This window comes from Candidatus Allofournierella merdavium (assembly GCF_944382735.1).
Lineage (GTDB): Bacteria > Bacillota > Clostridia > Oscillospirales > Ruminococcaceae > Allofournierella_A > Allofournierella_A merdavium.
Genome location: NZ_CALWND010000007.1, coordinates 129,726 through 152,641, shown reverse-complemented (window position 1 = coordinate 152,641; position 22,916 = coordinate 129,726). Strand labels below are relative to the sequence as shown.

The following is a 22,916-nucleotide window of genomic DNA, read 5'->3' as shown; positions in this document are numbered from 1 at the left end:
CAGGCGGCCCGGAGCGCCGGACCCAAGGCCGGGCGTCGGAAACGTCCCTTCGCCCGCGGGCGGACCGCCTTTTTTAGCGCGGCTCTCCTTTGTGCAGCGGCCATTTTTTCTGCGGGGCTGCCGTCAGTTCTGGTCTTTGGAGTGGCTGAAGGCGGCGGCCAGCACCCCGCAGGCGAGGCTGGCAGTGATGCCGGCGGCCGCAGCGGAAAAGCCGCCGCAGAGGGCCCCCAGCAGGCCCATCTTGTCCACCGTGTCCATCACGCCCTGGGCCAGCAGGTGCCCGAAGCCCAGCAGCGGCACGCTGGCCCCCGCGCCGGCAAACTCCGCCAGCGGGTCGTAGAGGCCCAGGGCGCTGAGCACAACGCCCGCCGCCACATAGATCACCAGCACCCGGGCGGGGGTGATGCTGGTGAGATCGATGAGCAGCTGCCCCGCCACGCAGATGAGGCCGCCCACCACGAACGCCCAAAGGTACGTCATAATTGCTCCTCCTCGCTCACAAGTTCCACCAGGTGCGCCACGCCGGGGATGCTCATTCCCTGCTGGCTGGTGATCTGGCTCATCAGCGCCCCGGTGGAGAGGAACAGCACCCGGCGCAGCCGCCCTTTTCGCAGCGCGGGCAGCACCCGGGCGCAGAGCACCGCCGCCGAGCAGCCCGCCCCGCTGCCGCCGGCCTGCACATCCTGCTTGTGCACGTCGTAAAGTTCCAGCCCGCAGTCGGTGTGGTTTTTTATCTCCAGGCCCTCCGCCTTCAAAAGCTGCGCCAGCAGCCGGCTGCCCACCAACCCCAGATCGCCGGTGTAGACGGCGTCATAGTCCGCGGGGGTGCGGTGGGTGTCGGCACAGTGGCGCAGGATGGTCTCGGCGGCGGCGGGGGCCATGGCCGCCCCCATGTTGGTCAGGTCGGTGACGCCGTAGTCCCGCACCCGGCCGAAGGTGGCCGAGGCCACCCGGGGCCCCGTACCATCGGGGGCCACCAGGCAGCAGCCGGCAGCGGTGGCCGTCCACTGGGCGGTGGGGGTGCGCTTGCCGCCGTAACTCAAAGGGGTGCGGTACTGCCGTTCCGCCGCGCAGAAGTGGCTGCTGACCAGGGCCGCCGCCACCTCCACACAGCCCCCCGCCGCCAGGCAGGCTGCCAGCGCCAGCGCCTCGGTCATGGTGCTGCAGGCCCCGTACAGCCCGGCAAAGGGCACGTCGGTGCGGCTCATGTGGTAGGCGGTGGCGGTACACTGGTTCTGCAGGTCGCCCCCCAGCACCAGGCTCAGCCGCTCCAGCGGCAGCCGGGCCTTTTGCAGCGTCAGTTCCAGGCAGTGCTGCTGCAGCCGGCTCTCCGCCTGCTCCCAGGTGGCCTCCCCCAGGCTGTTCTCGGGGAAGAGCAGGTCAAACTGGGCCGCCAGCGGGCCCTCCCCCTCCTTCTTGCCGCCCACGGCCCCCTGGGCCAGGATGACCGGCGGCGCTTCAAACAGGATGGTGTCGCCCTTGCGCATGGCGTTCACCGCCCTCTCAGATCCAGGGGCGCAGGAAATAGTACAGCGCCCCCCAGGCGGTGCTGGCCAGCACCCCGTAGACGATCACCGGGCCGGCGATCTGGAACATCTTGGCCCCCACGCCGGTGACATAGCCCTCGCTGCGGGCCTCGATGGCCTGGCTGACCACCGCGTTGGCAAAGCCGGTGATGGGCACCAGCGTGCCCGCCCCGGCCTTTGCCGCCAGCTTGTGATACCAGCCCAGGGCGGTGGTGACGGCGGACAGCGCGATGAGGGTGACGCTGGTCATGCAGCCCGCGTCGCTGCGCACAAAGCCCGCCGCCATATAGGCCTTGCGCAGCGCCTCGCCCGCAAGGCAGATGCCGCCGCCCACCAAAAAGGCCCACAGGCAGTCACGCAGCAGCTTGGAGTGGGGGCTGGCCTTTCCCACCAGCCGGCCGTATTCTTCCACCGTGATCTTCAAACAGGGTCTCCTCCCGTCTCGCAAAAAGTTCTGTTTGCAGTTTCTCCCGCGGCGGCAAAATTTATGTATCGGGCGCAAAAAGCGGGCGCCGGCATTTTGCCGGCGCCCGCCCTTTTTTGTTTTACAGATCGGGGTGATACTCCTTGCAGGTGCACTTTTTCCACTTGAGGCCGCTGCCGCAGGGGCAGGGGTCATTGCGGCCGATGCGCACGGCCTTCGCCGGGCCGTTCTTGCCGGTGTTCACCGTGCCCTTGCCGGGGGTGGCGGCGTCGCCGGTGGGCTTGGCCACCTGGGTGCGCTGCACCGGCTGCTCGGTGCGCAGCTGCACCGTGAGCAGCATGCGCACGGTGTCCTCCCGGATGCTGTCCACCATGGCGTCGAACATCTCGAAGCCCTCGATGCGGTATTCCACCACCGGGTCCCGCTGGCCGTAGCTGCGCAGGTAGATGCCCTGGCGCAGCTGGTCCATGTTGTCGATGTGGTCCATCCACTTGGTGTCCACGTTGCGCAGCAGGCACACCCGCTCCAGCTCCCGCATCACCGGCGAGCCGTACTGCTTTTCCTTGGCGTCCAGGATGGCGCGGCCCCGCTCCAGCAGCACGTCGGCCACCTTCTCCCGGGTGAGGCCCTTGAGCTCCTCCTCGGGATAGACGAAATCGGTGGGGCGGGCAAGCCAGCCCTGGTAGTGGCGGCGCAGGGCGGCAAAGTCCCAGTCGGCGGGATTTTCGCCGGCGCAGAAGCTGGCCACGCTGGCCTGGATGTTCTCCTCCAGCATGGAGCGGATGGTGGCGGACAGGTCCTCGCCGTTGAGCACCTTGCGGCGCTGGCCATAGATGATCTCGCGCTGCTTGTTCATCACGTCGTCGAACTGCAGCACGTTCTTGCGGATGCCGAAGTTCTGGGCCTCCAGCTTCTTCTGGGCGCTCTCGATGGTGCCGGTGAGCATCCGGTTCTCGATGGGCACGTCGTCCTCGAGCCCTAAGGTGTTCATCAGGTTCTGCACCCGCTCGCCGCCGAACAGGCGCATCAAATCGTCCTCCAGGCTGAGGAAGAACCGGGAGGCGCCGGGGTCGCCCTGGCGGCCGGCGCGGCCGCGCAGCTGGTTGTCGATGCGGCGGCTCTCGTGGCGCTCGGTGCCGATGATGAACAGGCCGCCGGCGGCGCGCACCTCGTCCGCCTCGGCGCTGATCTCTTCCTTGTACTTTTTCAGCAGTTCGTCAAAGCGGGCGCGGATGGCCAGGATCTGCTCGTCCAGGGTCTCGGCGTGGCCGTCCGCCTCGGCGATCAGCTCCTCGGGGTAGTCCTCCTTGCGCAGGGTGGCCTTGGCCATGTACTCGGCGTTGCCGCCCAGCATGATGTCGGTGCCGCGGCCCGCCATGTTGGTGGCGATGGTCACGGCGCCCTTCTTGCCCGCCTGGGCCACGATCTCCGCTTCCTTCTCGTGGTTCTTGGCGTTCAGCACGTTGTGCTTGACGCCCTGGCGGCTGAGCAGTTTGCTGAGGGTCTCGCTCTTCTCGATGCTCACGGTGCCCACCAGCACCGGCTGGCCCTTGGCGTGGCACTCCACCACCTGCTTGACCACCGCGTCGTACTTGCCGTTCACCGTCTTGTAGACGCTGTCCGGCAGGTCCTTGCGCTGGCAGGGCTTGTTGGTGGGCACGGTGACGATGTTCAGGCCGTAGATCTCGCTGAACTCGTCCGCCTCGGTGCTGGCGGTGCCGGTCATGCCCGCCAGCTTCTCATACATGCGGAAGTAGTTCTGGAAGGTGATGGTGGCCAGGGTCTTGCTCTCGGCGGCCACCTGCACGCCCTCCTTGGCCTCGATGGCCTGGTGCAGGCCCTCGTTGTACCGCCGGCCGATCATCAAACGGCCGGTGAACTCGTCCACGATGATGACCTCGCCGTCCCGCACCACATAGTCGATATCCCGCTTCATCACGCCCCGGGCCTTGATGGCCTGGTTGATGTGGTGGGCCAGGGTCATGTTGGCGCCGTCGGCCAGGTTCTCCACATGGAAGTAGGCCTCCGCCTTCTTGATGCCGCTCTCGGTGAGGGTGGCGGTCTTGTGCTTTTCGTCCACCACATAGTCGCCGTCCACCTGGGCGTCCTGGTCCTCTTTCTCGTCCAGCTCCACCACCTTGCTCATCTTGAGCGTGCGGGCGAAGGCGTCCGCCTGCTGGTAAAGGCTGGAGGAGTCGTCCCCCTTGCCGCTGATGATCAGGGGGGTGCGGGCCTCGTCGATGAGGATGGAGTCCACCTCGTCCACGATGGCGTAGTAGTGGCCCCGCTGCACCATGTTCTCCTTGTAGACCACCATGTTGTCCCGCAGGTAGTCGAAGCCGAACTCGTTGTTGGTGCCGTAGGTGATGTCCGCGTTGTAGGCCGCGTGGCGCTGCTCGTTGGTGATGCCCTGCACGATCAGCCCCACCGACAGGCCCAGCCAGCGGTAGAGTTTGCCCATCCACTCGGAGTCGCGGCGGGCCAGGTAGTCGTTCACCGTCACCACATGCACGCCCTTGCCGGTGAGGGCGTTCAGGTACACCGGCAGGGTGGCCACCAGGGTCTTGCCCTCGCCGGTGCTCATCTCGGCGATGCAGGCGCGGTGCAGCACCACGCCGCCCATGATCTGCACCGGGAAGTGCTTCATGCCCAGCACACGCCAGCTGGCCTCGCGGCAGACGGCGAAGGCGGTGGGCAGGATGTCGTCCAGGCTCTCGCCGTTCGCCAGCCGCTCCTTCAAAGCGGGGGTCATGGCCTGCAGCTCGGCGTCCGACTTGGCGGCCATCTCCGGCTCCAGCGCCACCACCGCGTCGGCGATGGGGCGGATGCGCTTGAGCTCCTTGTCCGAGAAGGAGCCGAACAGTTTGTCGATCAAAGACATGGGATCACTCACATTCTGAAACGGGCGGGCCGCGGGGCCCTCTGCCCGGTAATCTGCACACAAAAACCCGCAGTGCGCTATTGTATATAGTACATCACAAGGGCCGGGCCTGTCAACGCCGCCGGCGGTCGAAAACCCGCCTGTGAAGCCAAAAAGGCGGCTTTTCACCGTTCGCCGGGCAGGCCCCGGCCCGCCCCTTGGCGGCGCGGACCCGCAAATGAAACTTTTTTGTGAATTTTCATCAAAGCCTTGTCTTTGGGGAACAATATAGCTATAATGATAATATTATGTGGTATTAAAAACTATATATAATAGTTTCGGAGGTGGCGTTATGAGCCGGTATTTTGAAAAAGGGCGGGAGCCCGTGAGCAGCTACACCCATTTCTGGGGGGCGCTGGCCAGCGCCCTGGGCACGCTGGCGCTGGCGGCCCGCAGCCTGCACACCGGCGCGGGGGGCGCGGTGCTGGCGGGGGTGGTGCTGTTCGGGCTTTCGCTGGTGGCGCTCTACTCCGCCAGCAGCATCTACCACTACGCCCTGGGGGCGGCGGCCAAGGTGCGGCGGCTGCGCAAGCTGGACCATGCCATGATCTATGTGCTGATCGCGGGCAGCTACACCCCGCTGTGCATCAAGTTCATGGACAAAGGCAAGCTACCGGTGTTCCTGGGGGCCATGTGGGCCATGGCCGCGGCGGGCATCCTGCTCAAACTCCTCTGGCTGGACGCCCCCCGCTGGCTGGGCACCCTGCTCTATCTTGCCCTGGGCTGGGCCATCGTGGTGGACCTGCCCGCCTTCGCGGCCATGCCCGCGGCCTGCCTTGGCCTTGTGGCCGCCGGCGGCGTGTGCTACTCGCTGGGGGCGGTGCTCTACATGCTCAAGTGGCCCAACCTGAGCGAGCGGTGGGGCTTCCACGAATTGTTCCATCTGTTCATCCTGGCGGGCAGCGCCTGCCACTTCGCCGCGGTGTTCTGCTTCGTGGCGTAAAGGGCTTGCGGGCGCGGGGTACGGGTGATAGAATGGTCTCAAAAGCGGGGCGGAGCGCCCCGCCTGTGAGGTGACGCGCCATGGAACTCATCCTTCCCGGGCCCGCTTACGAGGCCTCTTATCGGCAGGCAATGGAGGAGTATGCCCGCGCCGGGCTCTCCCCCACCTTCTTTTTCGGCGGCGCGGAGCGCTGCCCCGCCGGGCTGTTCGCCCGGTTCGCGGACTACCGCGCCGGGCGGGACCTGCCGGCGGGCTATGTGCCCTGCACCTGCCTGTGGCTGGTGGACGGGGACGAGTTTCTGGCGGAAGTTTCCATCCGCCACCGGCTGACCCCCGCGCTGGAGCGCTTTGGCGGCCACATCGGCTACGCGGTGCGGGCGGGCCGCTGGGGGCAGGGGCTGGGCACCCGGCTGCTGGCCGGCGCGCTGGAATACGCCCGCGGGCCGCTGGGCCTTTCCTGGGTGCTGCTGACCTGCGCCGACGGCAACGCCGGTTCCGCCCGGGTGATCGAGAAGAACGGCGGCGTTCTGCTGGACAGGCAAAAGGACGTCATCGACGGCCGGCCCCGCGTCACCCGCCGGTACCGCATTGCACTTTGAATCCTCTGCAAAAACAAAAAAGGTGGGATTTCCGTATGAGGAAATTTCCACCTTTTTTTCTTGCCCGAAGGCTGGTATCATGAAACTGGGCGCTCAGAGGCCCAGCAGCGCCGGCAGTTCGGCCAGCGTGTCGATCACCGGCACCCCCGCCGTCAAAAGGCGCGCCCGGCTCTGGTGGCCGGCGGCGCAGAGCACACACTGCGCACCCAGGCCCTTTGCCACCTCCGCGTCGTGGAGGGTATCCCCCACCAGCACCGCTTCGGCGGCATCGAAGTTCTGGCGGGCCATCCACGCCTTGCCCACCGCCAGCTTGCCGTGGGCGTAGTAGTCGGTCTGGCCCAGCAGCTCGTCGAAGTATCCGGCGAGGCCCAGGTGTTCCACCTGGCGCCGGAGCAGCGCCTGCTCGCTGGCCGAGAGGATCACCTGCCGCACCCCGGCGGATTTCAGTGCGGCCAATGCGTCGGCCGCGCCGGGGCACAAAGAACAGGCGAAACTCGCGGGGTTGTAACGGGCCACATAGTCCGCCGCCAGCGCCTCAAAGCTGCGCTTTGAGAAGTCCAGGCCCGCCCGCCGGTAGTAATCCACCACCGGGAAGCCGAAAATTTCCCGATAGCCCGCCAGATCGTAGCGGTTGGTGCTGCCGTTTTGCTCCAGCAGCTCGTTCAAAAGGTCAAGGCACAGCTGAAGGTCATCCAGCAGGGTGCCGTTCCAGTCCCAGATCAGGCAGCGGGGTTTCATGGCGGGCCTCCTTTGGCGAAAAGAGTTTATTCCACAAACAGCTTGCGCAGGGCGGGGTTCGCCTCGATGATCTTCACCAGCGCCACGCCCAGCACGCCGCAGGCCACCACCTCGCCCAGGGCCACGGTGAACCCGTTCCAGGCCATCAGCGGCAGGGTGGCGGGGGTGTCGGAGAAGAAGATGGCGATCTCCGGCCCCACGATGAGGGCGTTGAACACAATGGGCGGCAGCGCCGCGGGCAGGGCCAGGCCCCGCACCCGCACATTGCGCAGCTTGTAGGTGACAAGGCAGGCCAGCAGGGTGGCCAGGGTGCCGAAGATCACGTCCGGCAGCACCGAGCCCAGCAGGTTGGACAGAAAGCACCCCAGCACGGCGGCGGCGATGTACTCCGGGCCGAACACCGGCAGCAGCACCAGCGCCTCGGCGAAGCGGATCTGCACCGCGCCGAAGGAAAGGGGCTGCAGCGCCAGGCACAGCACCACATAGAGGGCGGCCACCAGGCCGCTGCGGACAAGTTTTCTCGTTGACATAACAATACACTCCGGCAGTTAGATTTTGACCGCCCGGCCCTGCCAGTTCCCGGCGGTGTGGTCCGCGCCTTTTTGAAAACGCGCGGCGAGCCTAAAATCCTAAGTTGCTCTGGCGGGCGTTCGGCCCGCGTACATGCTATTATACCAGCCGGGGGCGGGATGCGCAACGTTCCCCGCCGATTTTACAAACTTCTTGTTTTACATCCCCCTCGCCGGGGCCTATAATAAAAAGGTACACAGAAAGGAAAGACCACCATGAAACAAGGCAACCTTCTGATCGTTCACGGCGGCGCGCCCACCGCCGTCATCAACTCCTCGCTGTACGGCGCGGTGACCGAGGCCAAAAAGCACCCGGAGGTGGAAAAGGTGCTGGGCGCGGTGGGCGGCACCGGCGGCATGCTGAAGGAAAACTTCTGCGATCTGTCCGCCGTGCCGGAGGAGACCCTCCGGCTGCTGCTCCAGACCCCCGCCTCCGCCATCGGCACCAGCCGGGACGCGCTGGAGGCCGAGCACTACGCCGCCATGGCCGAGATCTGCCGCAAGCACAACATCCGCTGGGTGCTGTTCAACGGCGGCAACGGCAGCATGGACGCCTGCGGCAAGCTGTACAAGGCCTGCGTGGCCGCCGGGGTGGACGTGCGGGTGGTGGGCATCCCCAAAACGGTGGATAACGACATCGCCGTCACCGACCACGCCCCCGGCTTCGGCTCGGCGGCCCGGTTCATCGCCGGCATCACCAGCGAGATCAGCCAGGACGTGCGCAGCCTGCCCATCCATGTGTCGGTGATCGAGGCCATGGGCCGCAACGCCGGCTGGGTCACCGCCGCCAGCGCCCTGGCCCGCACCGGCAGCGGCGACGGTCCCGACCTGATTTACCTGCCCGAGCGCCCCTTCAACGAGGAGGAATTTTTGCAGCGGGTGAGCGACCTGCACCGCAAAAAAGGCGGCGTGGTGGTGGTGGCCAGCGAGGGGCTGTGCAACCCCGACGGCTCCTCCATCGTGCCCCCCATCTTCAAGGTGGGCCGCTCGGTGTACTACGGCGACGTGAGCGCCCATCTGGCCAATCTTGTGATTCAGAAGCTGGGCATCAAGGCCCGCAGCGAGAAGCCGGGCATCAGCAACCGGGCCTCCATCGCCTTCCAGTCCGAGACCGACCGGGACGAGGCGGTGCTGGTGGGCGCCGAGGCCGCCCGGGCCGCCCTGGCCGGCGAGAACGGCGTGATGGTGGGCCTGCGCCGGCTGCCGGGGGCGGTGTACAAGGTGGAGACCTTCCTCATCCCGGTGGAGCAGGTGATGCTCCACGAGCGCAAGATGCCCGACGAGTACATCAGCGCCGATGGCTGCGACGTCACCGACGCCTTTGTGGAGTGGTGCCGGCCGCTCATCGGCGGCGAGTTGCGCCGGTTCGTCAGCTTCAAACCCAACCTGTAACATCCAAAGCAAAGCGGAGGAAAACTATGTCCAGCCTGCCCGTGACCTACGAGATGGTGCGCCAGAGCGCCGAAATCAACACCTACATCCAGCAGGCGGACGCCTCGCTGATCGCCCTGGGGTTCACCGAGCACTCCTTTGCCCATGTGACCCGGTGCGCGGCGGTGGCCAGTCACCTGCTGGAGCAGCTGGGGGCGGACGAGCGCACGGTGGAACTGGCTCGCATCGCCGGCTACATGCACGACATCGGCAACCTGGTGAACCGGGTGGACCACGCCCAGAGCGGCGCGGTGATGGCCTTCCGCATCCTGGACAAGATGGGCATGCCCCCCGCCGACACCGCCCTGGTGGTGACGGCCATCGGCAACCACGACGAGGGCACCGCCTACCCGGTGAACGGGGTGGCGGCGTCGCTGATCCTGGCGGACAAGAGCGACGTGCGCCGCAGCCGGGTGCGCAACCGGGACACCATCCGCTTTGACATCCACGACCGGGTGAACTGGGCGGTGGAGCGCTCGGACCTGGAGCTGGACAAGGAGCAGCGCACCCTGACCCTGCGCATCCAGCTGGACACCTCCGTCTGCCCGGTGATGGACTACTTTGAGATCTTCCTCGACCGGATGCTGCTCTGCCGCAAGGCCGCCGAATATTTTAAACTCACCTTCCGGCTGGAGGTCAACGGCCAGACGCTGCTGTGACGGCCAGACCCTGCCGTGAAGCCCCAAGTCAGGACCCCCGGCTAAGCCGGGGGCTTGAGTAGGCCCTGGAAGGGCCTCATACCGGCAAGCCTCTCAAGAGGCATTGAATTATCCACCTCTTGCATCACTTGCACGGCAGCCCGTAAACGGGCATTGCTTTTCCACAAATTAACTTTTGGGCAACCATAAAGTTGCTGTTCTTTTCTCGCTTCGCTCGGTACTTGAAGCTAAAGCTTTTTGACACTCCCCGGCAGAGCCGGGGGTTGCCTTTACGCTTAAGCAGACAAAACAGACAAAGCCCCTTCCCGCGGCGGGAAGGGGCTTTGTCGTGTCCTTTTTACTTCTCCTCGATGGTGTAGGTGAAACCGTACTCCGCCTGGAGGGCTTTGACCTTCTCCTCGTTGTCCTGGATGAAGGTGGGCTCGTAGACGCTGTTTCCGTTGTGGGTCTTTTTATAGTCCTCCACGATCTGATTCAGCTTCTCCCAGGCCTCGTTGTTGCGGGCCTCGTCGCTGCCCTCGGGGAAGCTGATGACGAACTCGCGGCGTTTGGGAAGGCGTGCTTTCATGGGTATTCTCTCCTTGTGTTCAATTTTGAAATGGTTCAGCCGAGGCCGAAGAGGGCCCGGGCGTTTTGACAGGCAGTCTGGAGCAGCCGCTCCGCTTCCACGCCCCGGACGTCCGCCAGGAAGGCGGCGGTGTGGGCGATGAGGCGGGAGTCGCACCGGGTGCCCCGGCAGGGCTCGGGGGCCATGTAGGGGCAGTCGGTCTCCAGCAGCAGCTTGTCCGGCGGAACGGCCGCGGCGGCCTTCACCGCCCGCTTGGCCCCTTTGAAGGTGACGGCCCCTCCAAAGCCGATGTACAGCCCCTGGGCGGTGAGCCAGGCGGCGTCCTCCGCCGCGCCGGAAAAGCAGTGCAGCACCCCTTTGGGGCGGTATTTCTTGAGCAGCGCGTAGGTGTCGGCGTGGGCCTGGCGGTCATGGACGATGACGGGTTTGTCCAGTTCCAGCGCCAGGCGGATCTGGGCCTCGAACAGTTCCAGCTGAGCCTCTTTGGGGATGGGCCAGTGGTAGTCCAGGCCGATCTCCCCCACCGCCACCACCTTGTTTTGCTCCAGCAGCGGGGCGATGGCGGCCAGTTCCGCCTTCCAGTCGCCGGCAAATTCGGCGTTGGTGGAGGCGTCTGACTCGATGAGGCTCTCCGGGTGGATGCCCACCGCCGCCCACACGAAAGGCCACGCGGCGGCCAGGGCCACCGCCCCTTTGCTGGTGGCCAGGTCGGTGGCGCACTCCACCACCCCCGCCACGCCGGCGGCGGGCAGGCTTTCCAAAAGCTGCTGCCGGTCGCCGTCGAACTGGCGGCTGAGGTAGTGGGCGTGGCTGTCAAAGATGGGGCCGGCCATCAGTGGATGGCGCTGCCGGGCAGCACGTCGTCGGGGAAGAAGACCACCGAGGCGCCGCCGTCCGGCATGTCGGCGGCCATCACCATGCCCTCGCTCACATACTTGCCCTTCATCATCGGGCGGGGGGCGAGGTTGGCCACGATGCCCACCTTGCGGCCGATCAGATCTTCGGGCTTGTACCACTTGGCGATGCCGGAGAGGATGGTGCGCTCCCGCTCGCCGTCAAAGAGGGTCATTTTCAGCAGCTTGCGGCTCTCGGGCAGGGCCTCGCAGGTGAGCACCTGGGCCACCCGCAGTTCCACCTTGCAGAAGTCGTCGAAGGCGATCTCCGGCTGGTGCTCGATGTTCTCGGCAGCCGCGGGTTTCGCCGCGGGCTGCCCGGCGGCCTTTTCCGCCGCGGCCTTCTCGGCGGCGGCCTTCACCTTGGCCTCGTGGGCCGCGGCCAGCTCCGCCAGCTCCTTCGCCGCGTCGATGCGGGGGAACAGCGCGTCGCCCTTGTGCACGGTGTACTCCGCCTTGCCGCCAAAGCGCAGGCCCGCCCAGGCCCGGTCGGCGTCGGCAAGGCCCAGCTGGGCGGCCATCTTGTCGGCGGTGTCCGGCAGGAAGGGGGCCAGCAGCACCGCGGCGAAGCGCAGCGCCTCGCACAGGTTGTACAGCACCATGGCCAGCCGGTCGCGGTTCGCCTCGTCCTTGGCCAGGGCCCAAGGGGCGGTCTCGTCGATGTACTTGTTGGCCCGCTGGATGGCCTTGAAAATTTCCTGCAATGCCTGGGGGATGAGCAGGTCGTCCATGCAGGCGGCGGCCTTCGCGGGCATCTCGCTCACCGTTTTGATGAGGTCGTCGTCAAATTCGCCGCTCTGCCGCCCGGCGGGCAGGGTGCCGCCGAAGTACTTCTCCACCATGGCCACCGTGCGGCTGAGCAGGTTGCCCAGGTCGTTGGCAAGGTCGGAGTTGATGCGGGCGATGAGCGCCTCGTTGGAGAACACGCCGTCGTTGCCGAAGGGGATCTCCCGCAGCAGGAAGTAGCGGATGGCGTCCACGCTGTAACGCCCGCAGAGCACCGCCGGGTCCACCACGTTGCCCTTGGACTTGCTCATCTTGCCGCCGTCCAGCAGCAGCCACCCGTGGCCGAACACCCGCTCGGGCAGGGGCAGGTCCAGCGCCATCAGCATGGCGGGCCAGAGGATCGTGTGGAAGCGCAGGATCTCCTTGCCGATCATGTGCAGGTCGGCGGGCCAGAAGGCGTCGTAATCGTGATACTTCTCGTTGCCGTAGCCCAGGGCGGTGATGTAGTTGGACAGCGCGTCCACCCACACATACATGGTGTGCTTGGGGTCGAAGGGCACCGGGATGCCCCAGGACACCGAGGTGCGGGAGACGCAGGTGTCCTGCAGGCCCTGGTTGATGAAGGCGATCATCTCGTTGCGGCGGCTCTCCGGCTGAATGAAGGCAGGGTGGTCCTCGTAGTATTGCAGCAGCCGGTCGGCGTATTTTCCGGTCTTGAAGAAGTAAGCCTCTTCCTCGGCCTCGTAGACCTCGCCGCCGCAGTCGGGGCATTTGCCGTCCTTCAGCTGGCTGTCGGTCCAGAAGCTCTCGCAGGGCTTGCAGTAGTGACCCTTGTAGACGCTCTTGTAAATGTCGCCCTGGTCGTACAGCTTCTGGAAAATTTTCTGGCAGCTCTCCACATGGTAGTCGTCGGTGGTGCGGATGAACCGGTCGTAGCTGATGTTCATCAGCTTCCACAGTTCCTTCACGCCGCCGGGGCCCTCCACGATGTTGTCCACATACCGCTTGGGGGTCACGCCCGCCGCCGCGGCCTTGTCCTGAATTTTCTGGCCGTGCTCGTCGGTGCCGGTGAGGAACATCACCTTTTTGCCCTGCATCCGCTTGAAGCGGGCCAGCGCGTCGCAGGCCACGGTGGTGTAGCTGTGGCCGATGTGCAGCTTGTCGCTGGGGTAGTAGATGGGGGTGGTGATGTAGAAGGTGTCGTTCTGCTTCATTTGGGTCTTACTTCCTTTCATAACACAGCCGCGAATGGAACGGCTGCGGATTCACAAAAGCTGGGGCGGGATGGGCCGGCCGTGGTCGAAGGTGCGCCTGTCCTCCTCGCCGATGGGCCGCACCACCCGGCAGGGGCTGCCAAAGGCCACCACGTTGGCGGGGATGTCCCGGGTGACCACGCTGCCCGCGCCGATGACCGTGTTCTCCCCGATGGTCACACCGGGCAGGATGGTGACGCCCGCGCCCACCCAGACGTTTGCCCCGATGGTGACGGGTTTGTTGTACTGCATCCCCTTGCGGCGCAGTTCCGGGTGGATGGGGTGGGCCGCCGCCGTGATGGTCACGTTGGGGCCGATCATCACATGGTCGCCGATGTAGATGTGGGTGTCGTCGGTGAGGGTGAGATTGAAGTTTGCGTAGACATTGCTGCCCAGGTGGGTGAAGCACCCCCAGTTGGCGAAAAAGGGCGGCTCCAGAAAGCAGCCCTGGCCCGCCTCGGCAAAGATGCGGGGCAGCAGGGCGGTGTGGCCCTCCATGTCCCGGGGGTCCAGCTGGTTGTACCGGTGCACCAGCGCCCGGCACTCCATCTGCACGCGAAACAGTTCCGGTGAGTTGCACTGGTACAAGTCACCGGTGTGCAGCGCGTTCAGTTCCGGGGTGTAGTCGGCCATGGGCCTCCTCCTTTCGGCGTTCAGAAGTCAAAGCCCACGGGGGTCTTGCCACAGGCCTCGATGGTGGCTTTGGCCAGCACCTCGCTGCTGTCGATGAAGAAATGGTCCAGGCCGTAATCCCGCTTGATGAGGGAAAGCTCCGTGCAGCCCAGCACCGCCCGCTGGCACCCTTGCGCCTTGAGGCCGTCGGCGATGCGGCCGAACAGGTCCATGTCCACCGGCTTGCCGCTCTTGATCTGGCCGTAGATGATCTGGTCCATCAGGGCGGCCTGGTCGGCCTCGCAGGGCACCGCGCAGCCGATGCCCTCGGCGGCGCACATCCGCTGGTAGGAACAGGTGGCCACCGTGCCGGTGGTGGCCAGGATGCCCAGCTTTTGGCAGCCGCCCGCCTTGGCCGCCTGCACCGTGAGCTGGATCATGTTCAGCACCGGCACCGGCAGGCTGCGCTGCAGCCGCTCGTAAAAATAGTGGGCGGTGTTGCAGGGGATGGCCAGCACGGTGGCGCCGTAGCGCACCAGCATCTCGGCGTCCCGCTCCATCACCGAGAAGGGGTCCTCGCTGCTCTCGCCCAGAATAAAGGCGCTGCGGTCCGGCGTGGTGGCCCGGCTGCTGATGACGATGTCCAGGTGGTCCTGGTCCTTTTCAGCCTTGGTGTGGGCGGTGATCATCTCGTAAAAATAGACCGTGCTCATCGGCCCGATGCCGCCCAGCACCCCCAGCACGGGGTGGGGCGCGGTGGATGTCTGGTTCATGGAAAAGCCTCTCTGTTGTTTTTCGCTCCGCGCCCTTCGGGCGGCGGGCGGAACTGATGGCGGCGCGAGGCCGGCCGCCAGGGGCCCGCCCGAACGCACCCGCCCGCAAAGCCCGCTTTCACGGGCCCGCGCGGGCATATACATCTTTAATTATAAGGGCGGGGGTGTCAAAGTCAAGAAAAAAGCGGCGGGGCGCCGCCGGGCACTCTCCCGGGCCTGCCCCGCCCTCCCCGCTCCGAAAAAGCGCAAAAAAACCGGGGCGCCGGACACGGCGCCCCGGAAAATGATTCAGTACATTGGTCTGCCCTCTTATTTCCTGGATTTCAAACGTTCAAACAGAAATCTCTTCATGTTCATCGCGCTTTCTATCTGGAAAATCCTTTTGATGCAGGCTTTGTAGCTTCACATCGCCTGCAGATCGGGTTCGGAGCAAACGATGTTACCACATTGGGGTATCCCTCTCCTGTTCTTGTGCAACGCTTGTCGAAAGGTTTGGTTCAGTTCGCTTTGCCTTGGTCCGTTTTTTCGCCGGCAGCAGTTCCTCTTCCTAAAGCGCGCCCCCGTCGGACCCATCGGCCCATTCCGGCGGCTTTGCGCCTTACACTTCATGGACGCCGCCCGGCGCGATCGTTCCAATTCACGCGCTGTGTCATCCGCTTTCGGTCTTCGTGCTTTTCAAAAGGGGACGTTCCCTTTCATGGTCAGTACATTGGAGTTGAAACCTCCGTGTTCTTGAATCGATGTCTTTTTACAGGTTCCTCTCACACCGAAGTGTGTATGGGGCCATCCGCGCTTTCACGGCGGATGTTCAAGGCAAGCTGTAATCGGACGTGCAGGCCGCTTTTCATAACAGAAAAAACGCCCGCGGGTAATGAGATTTTAAACGGATGGAAGCTTAGGAATGCCGAATGTTTTTTGCGCTCTCACAAGCGCGCTGATTCGCTGTTCAAAACTTCATCTATCTAAAAAATCATGCCGGCAGGTCGTGGGCTCTGTACGCTATTTGAACGATCGTGTCTCAGATAAGCCGCTCATGGGCTGGTCTTATAAAAGAAAGCATCTTTTGGTGTTGTGAGCGATCTGGATCGTTCAGCGGCAGGACCCACCCTGCCCCAACTGCTTGGGTTCTTCTTTTACCATGATGGTCCTGCGCTCCTTTCTTTCCCGGGGGCCACGTTTCTTCGTTTCCTACCCGCCGGTTTCTAGACCTTGGTGTTCTCTCCTTGGTGTGTCTATACTATAGCATACCCCAAATCGTTTGTATATTGGCAGCATGCATAGACTTTTGGTGCAAATTTCGTTCGATTGTTGCCTTGAATCTCCCGGAAATTTGTGGTATGATGTAAATGTTGGAGTGCATAAATCGCCGCCCGCTCTTGAAGGAGCGGGCGGCGATTTTCACTTTATTCCGGCGCGGCCGTCTTTGCGCGGCGGCCGGGCAGCAAAAGGGTGAGCCGCCCCAGCAGAAGGCCGGCAAAGATCACCAGCGGCACCCGCAGACCGCCGTCGGCAACAGCGGCCGACAGCATCCCCAGCTTGCTGGGCAGGCCGAAGAGGTAGACGGTCAGCCCGCTGTGCCCCAGCAGGAACATCACGAGAGCCAGTGCTCCATCCAGCACTGCCCGCCACCGGGGATAGAAATCCGGCAGACGCATACACCGCCCCGCGATGACGCCCATGAGCAGCGGCAGCAGGGGGACGAGGTAAAATGCCGCCAGGTAGAGCCCGCCGCTGATGAAGATCAGGCGGTTGCCGTTGATGTTGCACAGCCACAGCAGCCACATCAGAACGGCAATGAGAAGATAAGGCACAAGACTTTTCAGTGCTTTCACGATTTCTTCCTCCGTTTCTTTCCGCGTGGCGAATACTTCACGCCTTAATTATATCAGAGGGGCCGGCCTTTGCACACCCCTTTTGGCAAAGAAAAAGGGCCCCGCCGCTGCCGGCGAAGCCCTCTTTTATAATAAGGACATATAAGGCCTCAGGTCAGCGGCGCGGTGCGCTTTACGCTGATCTTCACCAGGTTGCGGCTGAGGATGGTGTTCTGGTCGGAATCCAGCGTATAGCTGAACTCCACCTCGCCTCCCTCGTCGGTGAGGCGGCTGTGGATCTCGTCCGCCGCCACCCCCAGGGTCAGCGCGCCGTAGCCGGTGTCATAGTGGCACAGATGACGGGTGCCCTTTTCCACCACCAGCTGCCCCGCCGCGGGGCCGAACCGGGTCAGGGACACCTTGCTCTCGTCCTTCGCCACCTTCACGGTGGTGGTGCAGCCCTCGTAACCGGTGGTCTGCGACTCCTTGTAGCTGATGAAAAAGCTGCCGCCCCGGCACACGAAGCTGCCCCGGGTCATCAGCTGCACCGTGTCCGACTCGTCGCCCTGCTCCATCCGCCCGTCGATGCGGATGAGAAAATCCTCGTTCATGGGCTTGCCTCCTTGGAATGGGGCCACGCGGCCCCGGTCAGTAGTTGTCGATGGCCACTCGGGTCACAGGGCCCCTTTCGTCCCCGCCCACGAACAGCCGGATGAAGGGCAAAAGGCCCTCCGGTTCGTCGCTCACATAGTATTCGGCGCCGCCCGTCTGCCCCGCGGGGGCCAGCAGGCCCAGCTCGGTCAGGCGGCGGCGGGCCAGCAGCGCGCCCTCCCGCCCGGCGTCGATCAGCGTCACCTCCGGGCCCATCACCCCGGCGATGGCGGGGGCGATCAGCGGGTAGTGGGTGCAGCCCAGGATGAGGGTGTCCACCTCGTCCTCCCGCAGAGGGGTGAGATACTGGCGCGCGATGGCGGCGGTGACCGGGTCGCCCGGCTCCACATAGCCGTTTTCCACCAGCGGCACGAACATGGGGCAGGCCCTGGCAAAGACCCGATAGTCCGCATTCATCCGGTGAAGCCGCTCCTCGTAGCTGCCGCTGCGGATGGTGGCGCTGGTGCCGATGACCCCGATGCGCCCGGTTTTGGTGGCGGCCGCCGCCGCCGCGCTGGCCGCGTCCACCACGCCGGCGTAGGGCACCGGCAGGGCGGCGGCGTAGTCGGCGGGCAGGATGCTGCTCACCGTGCCGCAGGCCGCCAGCAGGAATTTGACGTTTTTGGAAAGGAGAAACGCGATGTCCTGCCTGGCGTACTGAAAGATGGTCGACGGGCTGCGGGTGCCGTAGGGCACCCGGCCGGTGTCGCCGAAGTAGACGATCTTCTCCTCCGGCAGCAGCCGCCGCAGCTGGCGCACCGCGGTGAGGCCGCCCGCGCCGGAGTCGAACACGCCGATGGCACGCTCATCCATGGCAGCCCTCCGCCCGCGCCAGCGCCAGTTCCACCAGTTCGTCCAGCAGCGCGCCCAGGGGCTTGCCGGCGTTCTCCATCAGCTTGGGGTACATGCTGATGGCGGTGAAGCCGGGCATGGTGTTGATCTCGTTGATGAGCACCGTGCCGTCCGCCTCCACAAAGAAGTCGCAGCGGGCGAGCCCCTGGCAGCCCAGGGCGGCGTAGGCCTTTTCGGCCAGCGCGCGCACCTCGTCCAGCTTTTCCTCCGAAAGGCGCGCCGGGATCAGGGTGCGGCTGGTGCCCAGCACATATTTATCGTCGTAGGTGTAAAACTCTTCGCTGGCCAGGATCTCGCCGGGGCGGGTGCTCACCGGGCACTGGTTGCCGATCACCGCGCACTCCACCTCCTGCCCCCGCACAAAGCGCTCAAACACCACCTTGTCATCCTCGGCCAGGGCGGTGGCGATGGCGGCTTTCAGGCCCGCGCGGTCCTGCGCCTTGCTGATGCCCACGCTGCTGCCCGCGTTGGCGGGCTTTACAAAGATGGGCCAGCCCAGTTTTGCCTCCAGGCGGTCGGCCAGGGCGTCGAAGTCGGCGCAGCCGGCCCGGGAGGCCCAGTCCCACCGGCAGTGGGGCACCCCCGCCGCGTCGAACAGGGCGCAGGCCACCACTTTGTCCATGCAGGCGGCGCTGGCCAGCACCCCGCAGCCCACATAGGGGATGCCCGCCAGTTCCAGCAGGCCCTGCACGGTGCCGTCCTCGCCGTTTTTGCCGTGGAGCACCGGGATGGCCACATCCAGCCGCACGCTGCGCACGCCGTACTCGCCGAAGATGAGCATGCCGTGGCAGTCCCGGTCGGGACTGATCAGGCAGGGCACACAGCCGGTGTAGCCCATCCACTCGTCGTTGGGCATCCGGTCGGAAGGCCCGGGATAATACAGCCAGCAGCCGTTTTTGGTGATGCCGATCTTGTACACGTCGTAGCGGGCGGGGTCCAGGCCGTCGGCAAAGGTCTTTGCCGACACGCAGCTCACGTCGTGCTCGCTGGAAACGCCGCCGAACAGCAGCGCAACAGTCAGTTTTTTCATCTGGTTCGTTCCTTCTCTCTTCGGGCAAGATGGGCCCCGTCGGGGGGCATATGCCCATAAGTATTCTAATAATACCATAAAAATGCCCCCCGCGCTACTGGCAAAAGGGCCGGCCCGCCGGCTTTTTTTTCGGGATCCGGGCGACATTTTCTCTTGACGGGACGGGCCGCGTGTGATATGATGATATCACCTCTTTTGCAGGTTTATTTTTTTGTGCCCATTTTCGGGTGCAGCCTGCAATTGTCAGGGAGGCTAAACAAACCGTTAAATGGAGGTGCCGAAGACAAATGCGAGTGAAAATCACCCTTGCCTGCACGGAGTGCAAACAGCGCAACTACAACACCAAGAAGAACAAGAAGAACAGCCCCGACCGGCTCGAGATGAAGAAGTATTGCCGTTTCTGCAGAAAGCATACTGTCCATCGCGAGACCAAGTGAGAAAGGCGGGATACCATGGCTGAAACGAGCAGCAAAAAGCCCGGCTTCTTCTCGAAGGTCAAAAACTGGTTCAAGGGCATCGGCAAGTTTCTGCGCGACACCGTCAGTGAGATGAAGAAGGTGGTGTGGCCCACCAAGAAGCAGGTGGTGAACAACACCATCGTGGTCATCGTGGTGGTCATCATCGCCGCGGTGGTGGTGCTGGCGCTGGACCTGCTCTTCGGCTTCGGCCGCGACGGCGTGCTGGCGCTGGCCCAGAACCTGTAAACGCAAGCAGAAAACGAGGGGAGTGAACGCGAGATGGCCGAACAGGCACTGTGGTATGTGGTGCACACCTATTCCGGCTATGAGAACAAGGTGGCCACCAACCTGGAGACCATCGTGGAAAACCGCCGCCTGCAGGACCTCATCCAGGAGGTCAAGGTGCCGGTGGAGATGGTGCCCGAGTTGAAGGACGGCAAGGAACGCCTGGTGGAGCGCAAACTGTTCCCCGGCTATGTGCTGGTAAAGATGGTCATGACCGACGAAAGCTGGTACATCGTGCGCAACTGCCGCGGCGTGACCGGCTTTGTGGGCCCCTCGTCCAAACCCGAGCCGCTGAGCGACGAGGAAGCGGAGAAGCTGGGCATGAACACCAAGGCCGAGCTCACGCTGGACTATGCGGTGGGCGACAACGTCCAGATCACCGCGGGCCCGCTGGAGGGCTTCGTGGGCGTGGTGGACGAGATCGACCTGCAGGCCCAGAAGGTGAAGGTCAAGGTCTCCATGTTCGGCCGCGAGACCCCCGCCGAACTGGAACTGGGGCAGGCAAAGCCCCTGTGAGAACGTGCCCGCGAAGGCGGGCGAGGCAATGGTAAGAGCCGCCAGGCGCGGTTTTTATAGGGTGCGGTCTTCCCCGCGCCCGTGGGAGGGCCGAAGCCTTCGGCCCGCTAGCTTACCACAAATTTTGGAGGTGCATTAAAATGGCGCAAAAAGTAACTGGTTACATCAAGTTGCAGATCCCGGCCGGCAAAGCGACCCCGGCCCCCCCTGTCGGCCCCGCGCTTGGCCAGCACGGCGTGAACATCATGTCGTTCACCAAGGAATTCAACGAGCGCACCCAGAAGGACATCGGCTACATCATCCCGGTGGTCATCACCGTCTACGCTGACCGTTCCTTCAGCTTTATCACCAAAACTCCTCCGGCCCCGGTGCTGATCAAGAAGGCCTGCGGCATCGAGAGCGGTTCCGGCGTTCCCAACAAGACCAAGGTGGCTTCCATCACCAAGGCTCAGCTGGAAGAGATCGCCAAGACCAAGATGCCCGACCTGAACGCTGCCAACCTGGAGAGCGCGATGAGCATGATCGCCGGCACCTGCCGCAGCATGGGCGTCACCGTCACCGAGTGAACCGCTGCTGATTCAAGTGGGAGGAAATTGATCCGATAGACCACACAGGAGGATAAAGTTATGAAACACGGTAAACACTACGTCGACAGCGCCAAGCTGGTCGATCGTTCCAAGCTGTACGAGGCCGACGAGGCCCTTTCCCTCTGCTGCCAGACCGCCAAGGCCAAGTTCGACGAGACCGTTGAGCTGCATGTGCGTCTGGGCGTGGACAGCCGTCACGCCGACCAGCAGGTCCGCGGCGCCGTTGTGCTGCCCCACGGCACCGGCAAGAACGTGCGGGTCATCGCCATCTGCAAGGGCGACGCCGCCAAGGCCGCCGAGGAGGCGGGCGCGATGATGGTGGGCGACGCCGACCTGATCGCCAAGATCCAGAACGAGGGCTTCATCGACTTCGACGTGCTGGTCACCACCCCGGACATGATGGGCCAGGTCGGCCGTCTGGGCAAGATCCTGGGCCCCCGCGGCCTGATGCCCAACCCCAAGGCCGGCACCGTGACCCCCGACATCGGCAAGGCCGTGACCGAGGCCAAGGCCGGCAAGATCGAGTACCGTCTGGACAAGCAGAACATCATCCATGTTCCCGTGGGCAAGGCCAGCTTTGGCCCCGAGAAGCTGGGCGACAACCTGCGCGTGGTGATGGACGCCATCGTGAAGGCCAAGCCCGCCGCCGCCAAGGGCCAGTATATCAAGAGCGCCACCGTGGCCACCACCATGGGCCCCGGCATCAAGCTGAACGGCGCCAAGTTCGGCGGCTGATCCCAAACCGCACAGAAAAAGGCCGGGGCGTTCCCCCGGCCTTTTTGCGGGGATCGGGTCTCTTTGCAAAAAAAGCTTGACAATCCCCGCCTTCACCGCTATAATAATAATGCTGTTTTTAAGACAGCAGGTGCTCATTGCATAGCGTAAAGGGCTTTCGCCCGCCTGCCGAGAAACGCGCATAACACTGTAACTGTGCATGTTTATGCCCCTTTCTCGCCGCGCGGGAAAGGGGCTTTTTGTCGCGATGAAAGAATGTTATCGCTTGAAACGAGGTGAAACCGAAATGCCCAGTGAGAAGATTTTGACCGAAAAGCAGGCGTATGTGGCCGCGCTGAAGGAGAAGATCGCCAATTCCGTGGCTGGCGTCGTGGTGGACTACAAAGGCATCAACGTGGCCGATGACACCAAGCTGCGCAAGGAGCTTCGCGAGGCCGGTGTGGAGTACTTCGTGGTGAAGAACACCATGCTGCGTCTTGCCATCAACGGCACCGAGCTGGAAGGCATGAACGAGGTGCTGGAAGGCACCACCGCCCTGGCCATCGCCAAGGAGGACCGCATCGCCGCCGCCCGCATCCTGTGCAAGTACTCCGACGCCGCGAAGGACAAGTTCAACGTCAAGGTCGGCTATATGGACGGCAAGCTGATGGACAAGGCCTCCGTGGAGGAGATCGCCAAGCTGCCCGGCCTGGAGGGTATGCTCTCCATGTTCGCCGGCGCCCTCACCAGCACCCTCAGCGGTCTGGCGGTGGCCATGCAGGCGTACGCCGACAAGAGCGAGGAACCCGCCGCCTGATCGTTTGCGGCACACACAAGGGCCGGCGCCTGACGCCGCCCGCACAAAAAATACACTACATTGGAGGTAAATACAATGGCTTCTGAGAAAATCACCAAGATCATTGACGCTGTCAAAGAGCTGAGCGTTCTGGAGCTGAAAGAGCTCATCGACACCTACTGCGAGGAGTTCGGCGTGTCCGCCGTGGCCGCTGCCGCTCCTGCCGCTGCCGCTGCCGCTCCCGCCGCTGAGGAGAAGACCGAGTTCGACGTGGTGCTGGCCGAGGTCGGCGCCAACAAGATGGCCGTTATCAAGACCGTGAAGGAAGTCACCGGTCTGGGCCTGAAGGAAGCGAAGGATCTGGTGGACAACGCTCCCAAGACCCTGAAGGAGGCCGCTTCCAAGGCCGACGCCGAAGAGATGAAGAAGAAGCTGGAAGAAGCCGGCGCCAAGGTGGAACTGAAGTAAGTTCTTTCCTGCCTTTGAGCATCTGCCAGGCCGTCGCACCCATCCGGGTGCGGCGGCCTTTTTTGCGCGCGCGAGGCGGCGACGGAGCCGCGCGGGGAAAACCGGGCGGCAGGG

The 22,916-nt window shown here is 64.2% G+C and carries 27 protein-coding genes, 1 riboswitch and 1 other annotated feature; of the genes, 12 read left to right on the top strand and 15 right to left on the bottom strand.

From position 1 onward, the window contains the following. Nucleotides 1-123: 123 nt before the first annotated feature. The 4 genes from spoVAE to secA all read right to left on the bottom strand — a co-directional run bounded on the left by spoVAE (nt 124) and on the right by secA (nt 4,831). The gene (spoVAE, locus tag ACH2A7_RS07570) at nt 124-480 is read right to left on the bottom strand and encodes a stage V sporulation protein AE (protein WP_394961130.1); all 357 of its coding nucleotides are present in this window, start codon (nt 478-480) and stop codon (nt 124-126) included. Next, on the bottom strand, nt 477-1,487 hold the full coding sequence (locus ACH2A7_RS07565; protein WP_394961129.1) for a stage V sporulation protein AD: 1,011 nt from the start codon (nt 1,485-1,487) through the stop codon (nt 477-479). The genes spoVAE and ACH2A7_RS07565 overlap by 4 nt, the downstream gene beginning before the upstream one ends. Before the next feature lie 16 nt (nt 1,488-1,503). Then, on the bottom strand, nt 1,504-1,950 hold the full coding sequence (locus ACH2A7_RS07560) for a SpoVA/SpoVAEb family sporulation membrane protein (protein WP_394961128.1): 447 nt from the start codon (nt 1,948-1,950) through the stop codon (nt 1,504-1,506). A gap of 121 nt (nt 1,951-2,071) precedes the next feature. Further along, nucleotides 2,072-4,831, bottom strand: a complete 2,760-nt coding sequence (gene secA / locus ACH2A7_RS07555) for a preprotein translocase subunit SecA (protein ID WP_394961127.1) — start codon at nt 4,829-4,831, stop codon at nt 2,072-2,074. A gap of 331 nt (nt 4,832-5,162) precedes the next feature. On the opposite strand from secA, the gene ACH2A7_RS07550 reads away from it, so the two are divergent. Together ACH2A7_RS07550 and ACH2A7_RS07545 are read left to right on the top strand one after the other, a co-directional pair. Next, nucleotides 5,163-5,813, top strand: coding sequence for a hemolysin III family protein (locus ACH2A7_RS07550; protein WP_394961125.1), 651 nt, complete (start codon nt 5,163-5,165; stop codon nt 5,811-5,813). Nucleotides 5,814-5,893: 80 nt separating this feature from the next. After that, nucleotides 5,894-6,412: a GNAT family N-acetyltransferase gene (locus tag ACH2A7_RS07545; protein ID WP_394961124.1), complete on the top strand. Its 519-nt coding sequence runs from the start codon at nt 5,894-5,896 to the stop codon at nt 6,410-6,412. Between the two features lie 93 nt (nt 6,413-6,505). On the opposite strand, the gene ACH2A7_RS07540 is transcribed toward ACH2A7_RS07545, so the two are convergent. Both ACH2A7_RS07540 and ACH2A7_RS07535 read right to left on the bottom strand, forming a co-directional pair. Continuing rightward, nucleotides 6,506-7,150 (bottom strand): HAD family hydrolase, encoded by a 645-nt coding sequence (locus ACH2A7_RS07540; protein WP_394961123.1) that lies wholly within the window; start codon nt 7,148-7,150, stop codon nt 6,506-6,508. 26 nt (nt 7,151-7,176) lie between these two features. Further along, nucleotides 7,177-7,680 (bottom strand): QueT transporter family protein, encoded by a 504-nt coding sequence (locus ACH2A7_RS07535; RefSeq protein WP_394961122.1) that lies wholly within the window; start codon nt 7,678-7,680, stop codon nt 7,177-7,179. A 9-nt stretch (nt 7,681-7,689) separates the two neighbouring features. Further along, nucleotides 7,690-7,790, bottom strand: a riboswitch (PreQ1-III riboswitch). 145 nt (nt 7,791-7,935) lie between these two features. Between ACH2A7_RS07535 and ACH2A7_RS07530 the strand changes: the two genes are divergently transcribed. Then, nucleotides 7,936-9,111, top strand: a complete 1,176-nt coding sequence (locus ACH2A7_RS07530; RefSeq protein WP_394961120.1) for a diphosphate--fructose-6-phosphate 1-phosphotransferase — start codon at nt 7,936-7,938, stop codon at nt 9,109-9,111. A 26-nt stretch (nt 9,112-9,137) separates the two neighbouring features. After that, a complete protein-coding gene (locus ACH2A7_RS07525) occupies nt 9,138-9,809 on the top strand; it encodes an HD domain-containing protein (RefSeq protein WP_394961119.1) in 672 nt (223 codons plus the stop codon). Nucleotides 9,810-10,146: 337 nt separating this feature from the next. Here the strand turns inward: ACH2A7_RS07525 and ACH2A7_RS07520 are convergent, their stop codons facing one another. Genes ACH2A7_RS07520 through ACH2A7_RS07500 form a run of 5 tightly spaced genes read right to left on the bottom strand, consistent with a single transcriptional unit; the run spans nt 10,147 to nt 14,634 of the window. Continuing rightward, nucleotides 10,147-10,377: a methylenetetrahydrofolate dehydrogenase gene (locus ACH2A7_RS07520; protein ID WP_394961118.1), complete on the bottom strand. Its 231-nt coding sequence runs from the start codon at nt 10,375-10,377 to the stop codon at nt 10,147-10,149. Between the two features lie 35 nt (nt 10,378-10,412). Beyond that, nucleotides 10,413-11,210 carry a TatD family hydrolase gene (locus tag ACH2A7_RS07515; RefSeq protein ID WP_394961117.1) on the bottom strand — a complete coding sequence of 266 codons (798 nt, stop codon included), beginning with the start codon at nt 11,208-11,210 and terminating at the stop codon, nt 10,413-10,415. Beyond that, nucleotides 11,210-13,210 (bottom strand): methionine--tRNA ligase, encoded by a 2,001-nt coding sequence (gene metG, locus ACH2A7_RS07510; RefSeq protein ID WP_394961116.1) that lies wholly within the window; start codon nt 13,208-13,210, stop codon nt 11,210-11,212. The genes ACH2A7_RS07515 and metG overlap by 1 nt, the downstream gene beginning before the upstream one ends. A 51-nt stretch (nt 13,211-13,261) precedes the next feature. Next, entirely contained in the window at nt 13,262-13,882 is a 621-nt protein-coding gene (locus tag ACH2A7_RS07505; protein ID WP_394961115.1) for a sugar O-acetyltransferase, read from the bottom strand. A gap of 20 nt (nt 13,883-13,902) precedes the next feature. Further along, nucleotides 13,903-14,634, bottom strand: a complete 732-nt coding sequence (locus tag ACH2A7_RS07500; RefSeq protein WP_394961113.1) for an aspartate/glutamate racemase family protein — start codon at nt 14,632-14,634, stop codon at nt 13,903-13,905. On the opposite strand from ACH2A7_RS07500, the gene ACH2A7_RS07495 reads away from it, so the two are divergent. Next, complete coding sequence (locus ACH2A7_RS07495; RefSeq protein WP_394961111.1) at nt 14,618-15,034, top strand: hypothetical protein; 417 nt, start codon at nt 14,618-14,620, stop codon at nt 15,032-15,034. The genes ACH2A7_RS07500 and ACH2A7_RS07495 overlap by 17 nt on opposite strands. Nucleotides 15,035-16,037: 1,003 nt before the next feature. Here ACH2A7_RS07495 and ACH2A7_RS07490 read toward each other — a convergent pair. The 4 genes from ACH2A7_RS07490 to ACH2A7_RS07475 form a co-directional block, all read right to left on the bottom strand. Further along, the gene (locus ACH2A7_RS07490) at nt 16,038-16,466 is read right to left on the bottom strand and encodes a hypothetical protein (protein WP_394961110.1); all 429 of its coding nucleotides are present in this window, start codon (nt 16,464-16,466) and stop codon (nt 16,038-16,040) included. Between the two features lie 149 nt (nt 16,467-16,615). Beyond that, the gene (locus ACH2A7_RS07485; RefSeq protein ID WP_394961109.1) at nt 16,616-17,056 is read right to left on the bottom strand and encodes a DUF1934 domain-containing protein; all 441 of its coding nucleotides are present in this window, start codon (nt 17,054-17,056) and stop codon (nt 16,616-16,618) included. A gap of 37 nt (nt 17,057-17,093) precedes the next feature. Next, nucleotides 17,094-17,909, bottom strand: coding sequence for a glutamate racemase (gene murI, locus ACH2A7_RS07480; RefSeq protein WP_394961107.1), 816 nt, complete (start codon nt 17,907-17,909; stop codon nt 17,094-17,096). Next, a complete protein-coding gene (locus tag ACH2A7_RS07475) occupies nt 17,902-18,978 on the bottom strand; it encodes a D-alanine--D-alanine ligase family protein (RefSeq protein WP_394961106.1) in 1,077 nt (358 codons plus the stop codon). Before ACH2A7_RS07475 ends, murI begins: the two co-directional genes overlap by 8 nt. A 287-nt stretch (nt 18,979-19,265) precedes the next feature. Here ACH2A7_RS07475 and rpmG point away from each other — a divergent pair, with 287 nt between their 5' ends. From rpmG to rplL, 7 genes are all read left to right on the top strand, one after another. Then, on the top strand, nt 19,266-19,415 hold the full coding sequence (gene rpmG, locus ACH2A7_RS07470; protein ID WP_177522308.1) for a 50S ribosomal protein L33: 150 nt from the start codon (nt 19,266-19,268) through the stop codon (nt 19,413-19,415). A 15-nt stretch (nt 19,416-19,430) separates the two neighbouring features. After that, a complete protein-coding gene (gene secE / locus ACH2A7_RS07465) occupies nt 19,431-19,682 on the top strand; it encodes a preprotein translocase subunit SecE (RefSeq protein WP_394961105.1) in 252 nt (83 codons plus the stop codon). Nucleotides 19,683-19,715: 33 nt separating this feature from the next. Next, on the top strand, nt 19,716-20,237 hold the full coding sequence (gene nusG / locus ACH2A7_RS07460; RefSeq protein WP_394961104.1) for a transcription termination/antitermination protein NusG: 522 nt from the start codon (nt 19,716-19,718) through the stop codon (nt 20,235-20,237). 140 nt (nt 20,238-20,377) lie between these two features. Next, the gene (rplK, locus tag ACH2A7_RS07455; protein ID WP_394961103.1) at nt 20,378-20,803 is read left to right on the top strand and encodes a 50S ribosomal protein L11; all 426 of its coding nucleotides are present in this window, start codon (nt 20,378-20,380) and stop codon (nt 20,801-20,803) included. A gap of 60 nt (nt 20,804-20,863) precedes the next feature. Then, nucleotides 20,864-21,559, top strand: a complete 696-nt coding sequence (gene rplA, locus ACH2A7_RS07450) for a 50S ribosomal protein L1 (RefSeq protein ID WP_394961100.1) — start codon at nt 20,864-20,866, stop codon at nt 21,557-21,559. Between the two features lie 99 nt (nt 21,560-21,658). Continuing rightward, nucleotides 21,659-21,810 (top strand) — a sequence feature (ribosomal protein L10 leader region). A gap of 35 nt (nt 21,811-21,845) precedes the next feature. Then, the gene (gene rplJ / locus ACH2A7_RS07445) at nt 21,846-22,355 is read left to right on the top strand and encodes a 50S ribosomal protein L10 (RefSeq protein ID WP_394961099.1); all 510 of its coding nucleotides are present in this window, start codon (nt 21,846-21,848) and stop codon (nt 22,353-22,355) included. A 75-nt stretch (nt 22,356-22,430) separates the two neighbouring features. Continuing rightward, complete coding sequence (gene rplL, locus ACH2A7_RS07440) at nt 22,431-22,802, top strand: 50S ribosomal protein L7/L12 (RefSeq protein ID WP_394961098.1); 372 nt, start codon at nt 22,431-22,433, stop codon at nt 22,800-22,802. The last annotated feature ends 114 nt before the right edge of the window (nt 22,803-22,916 follow it).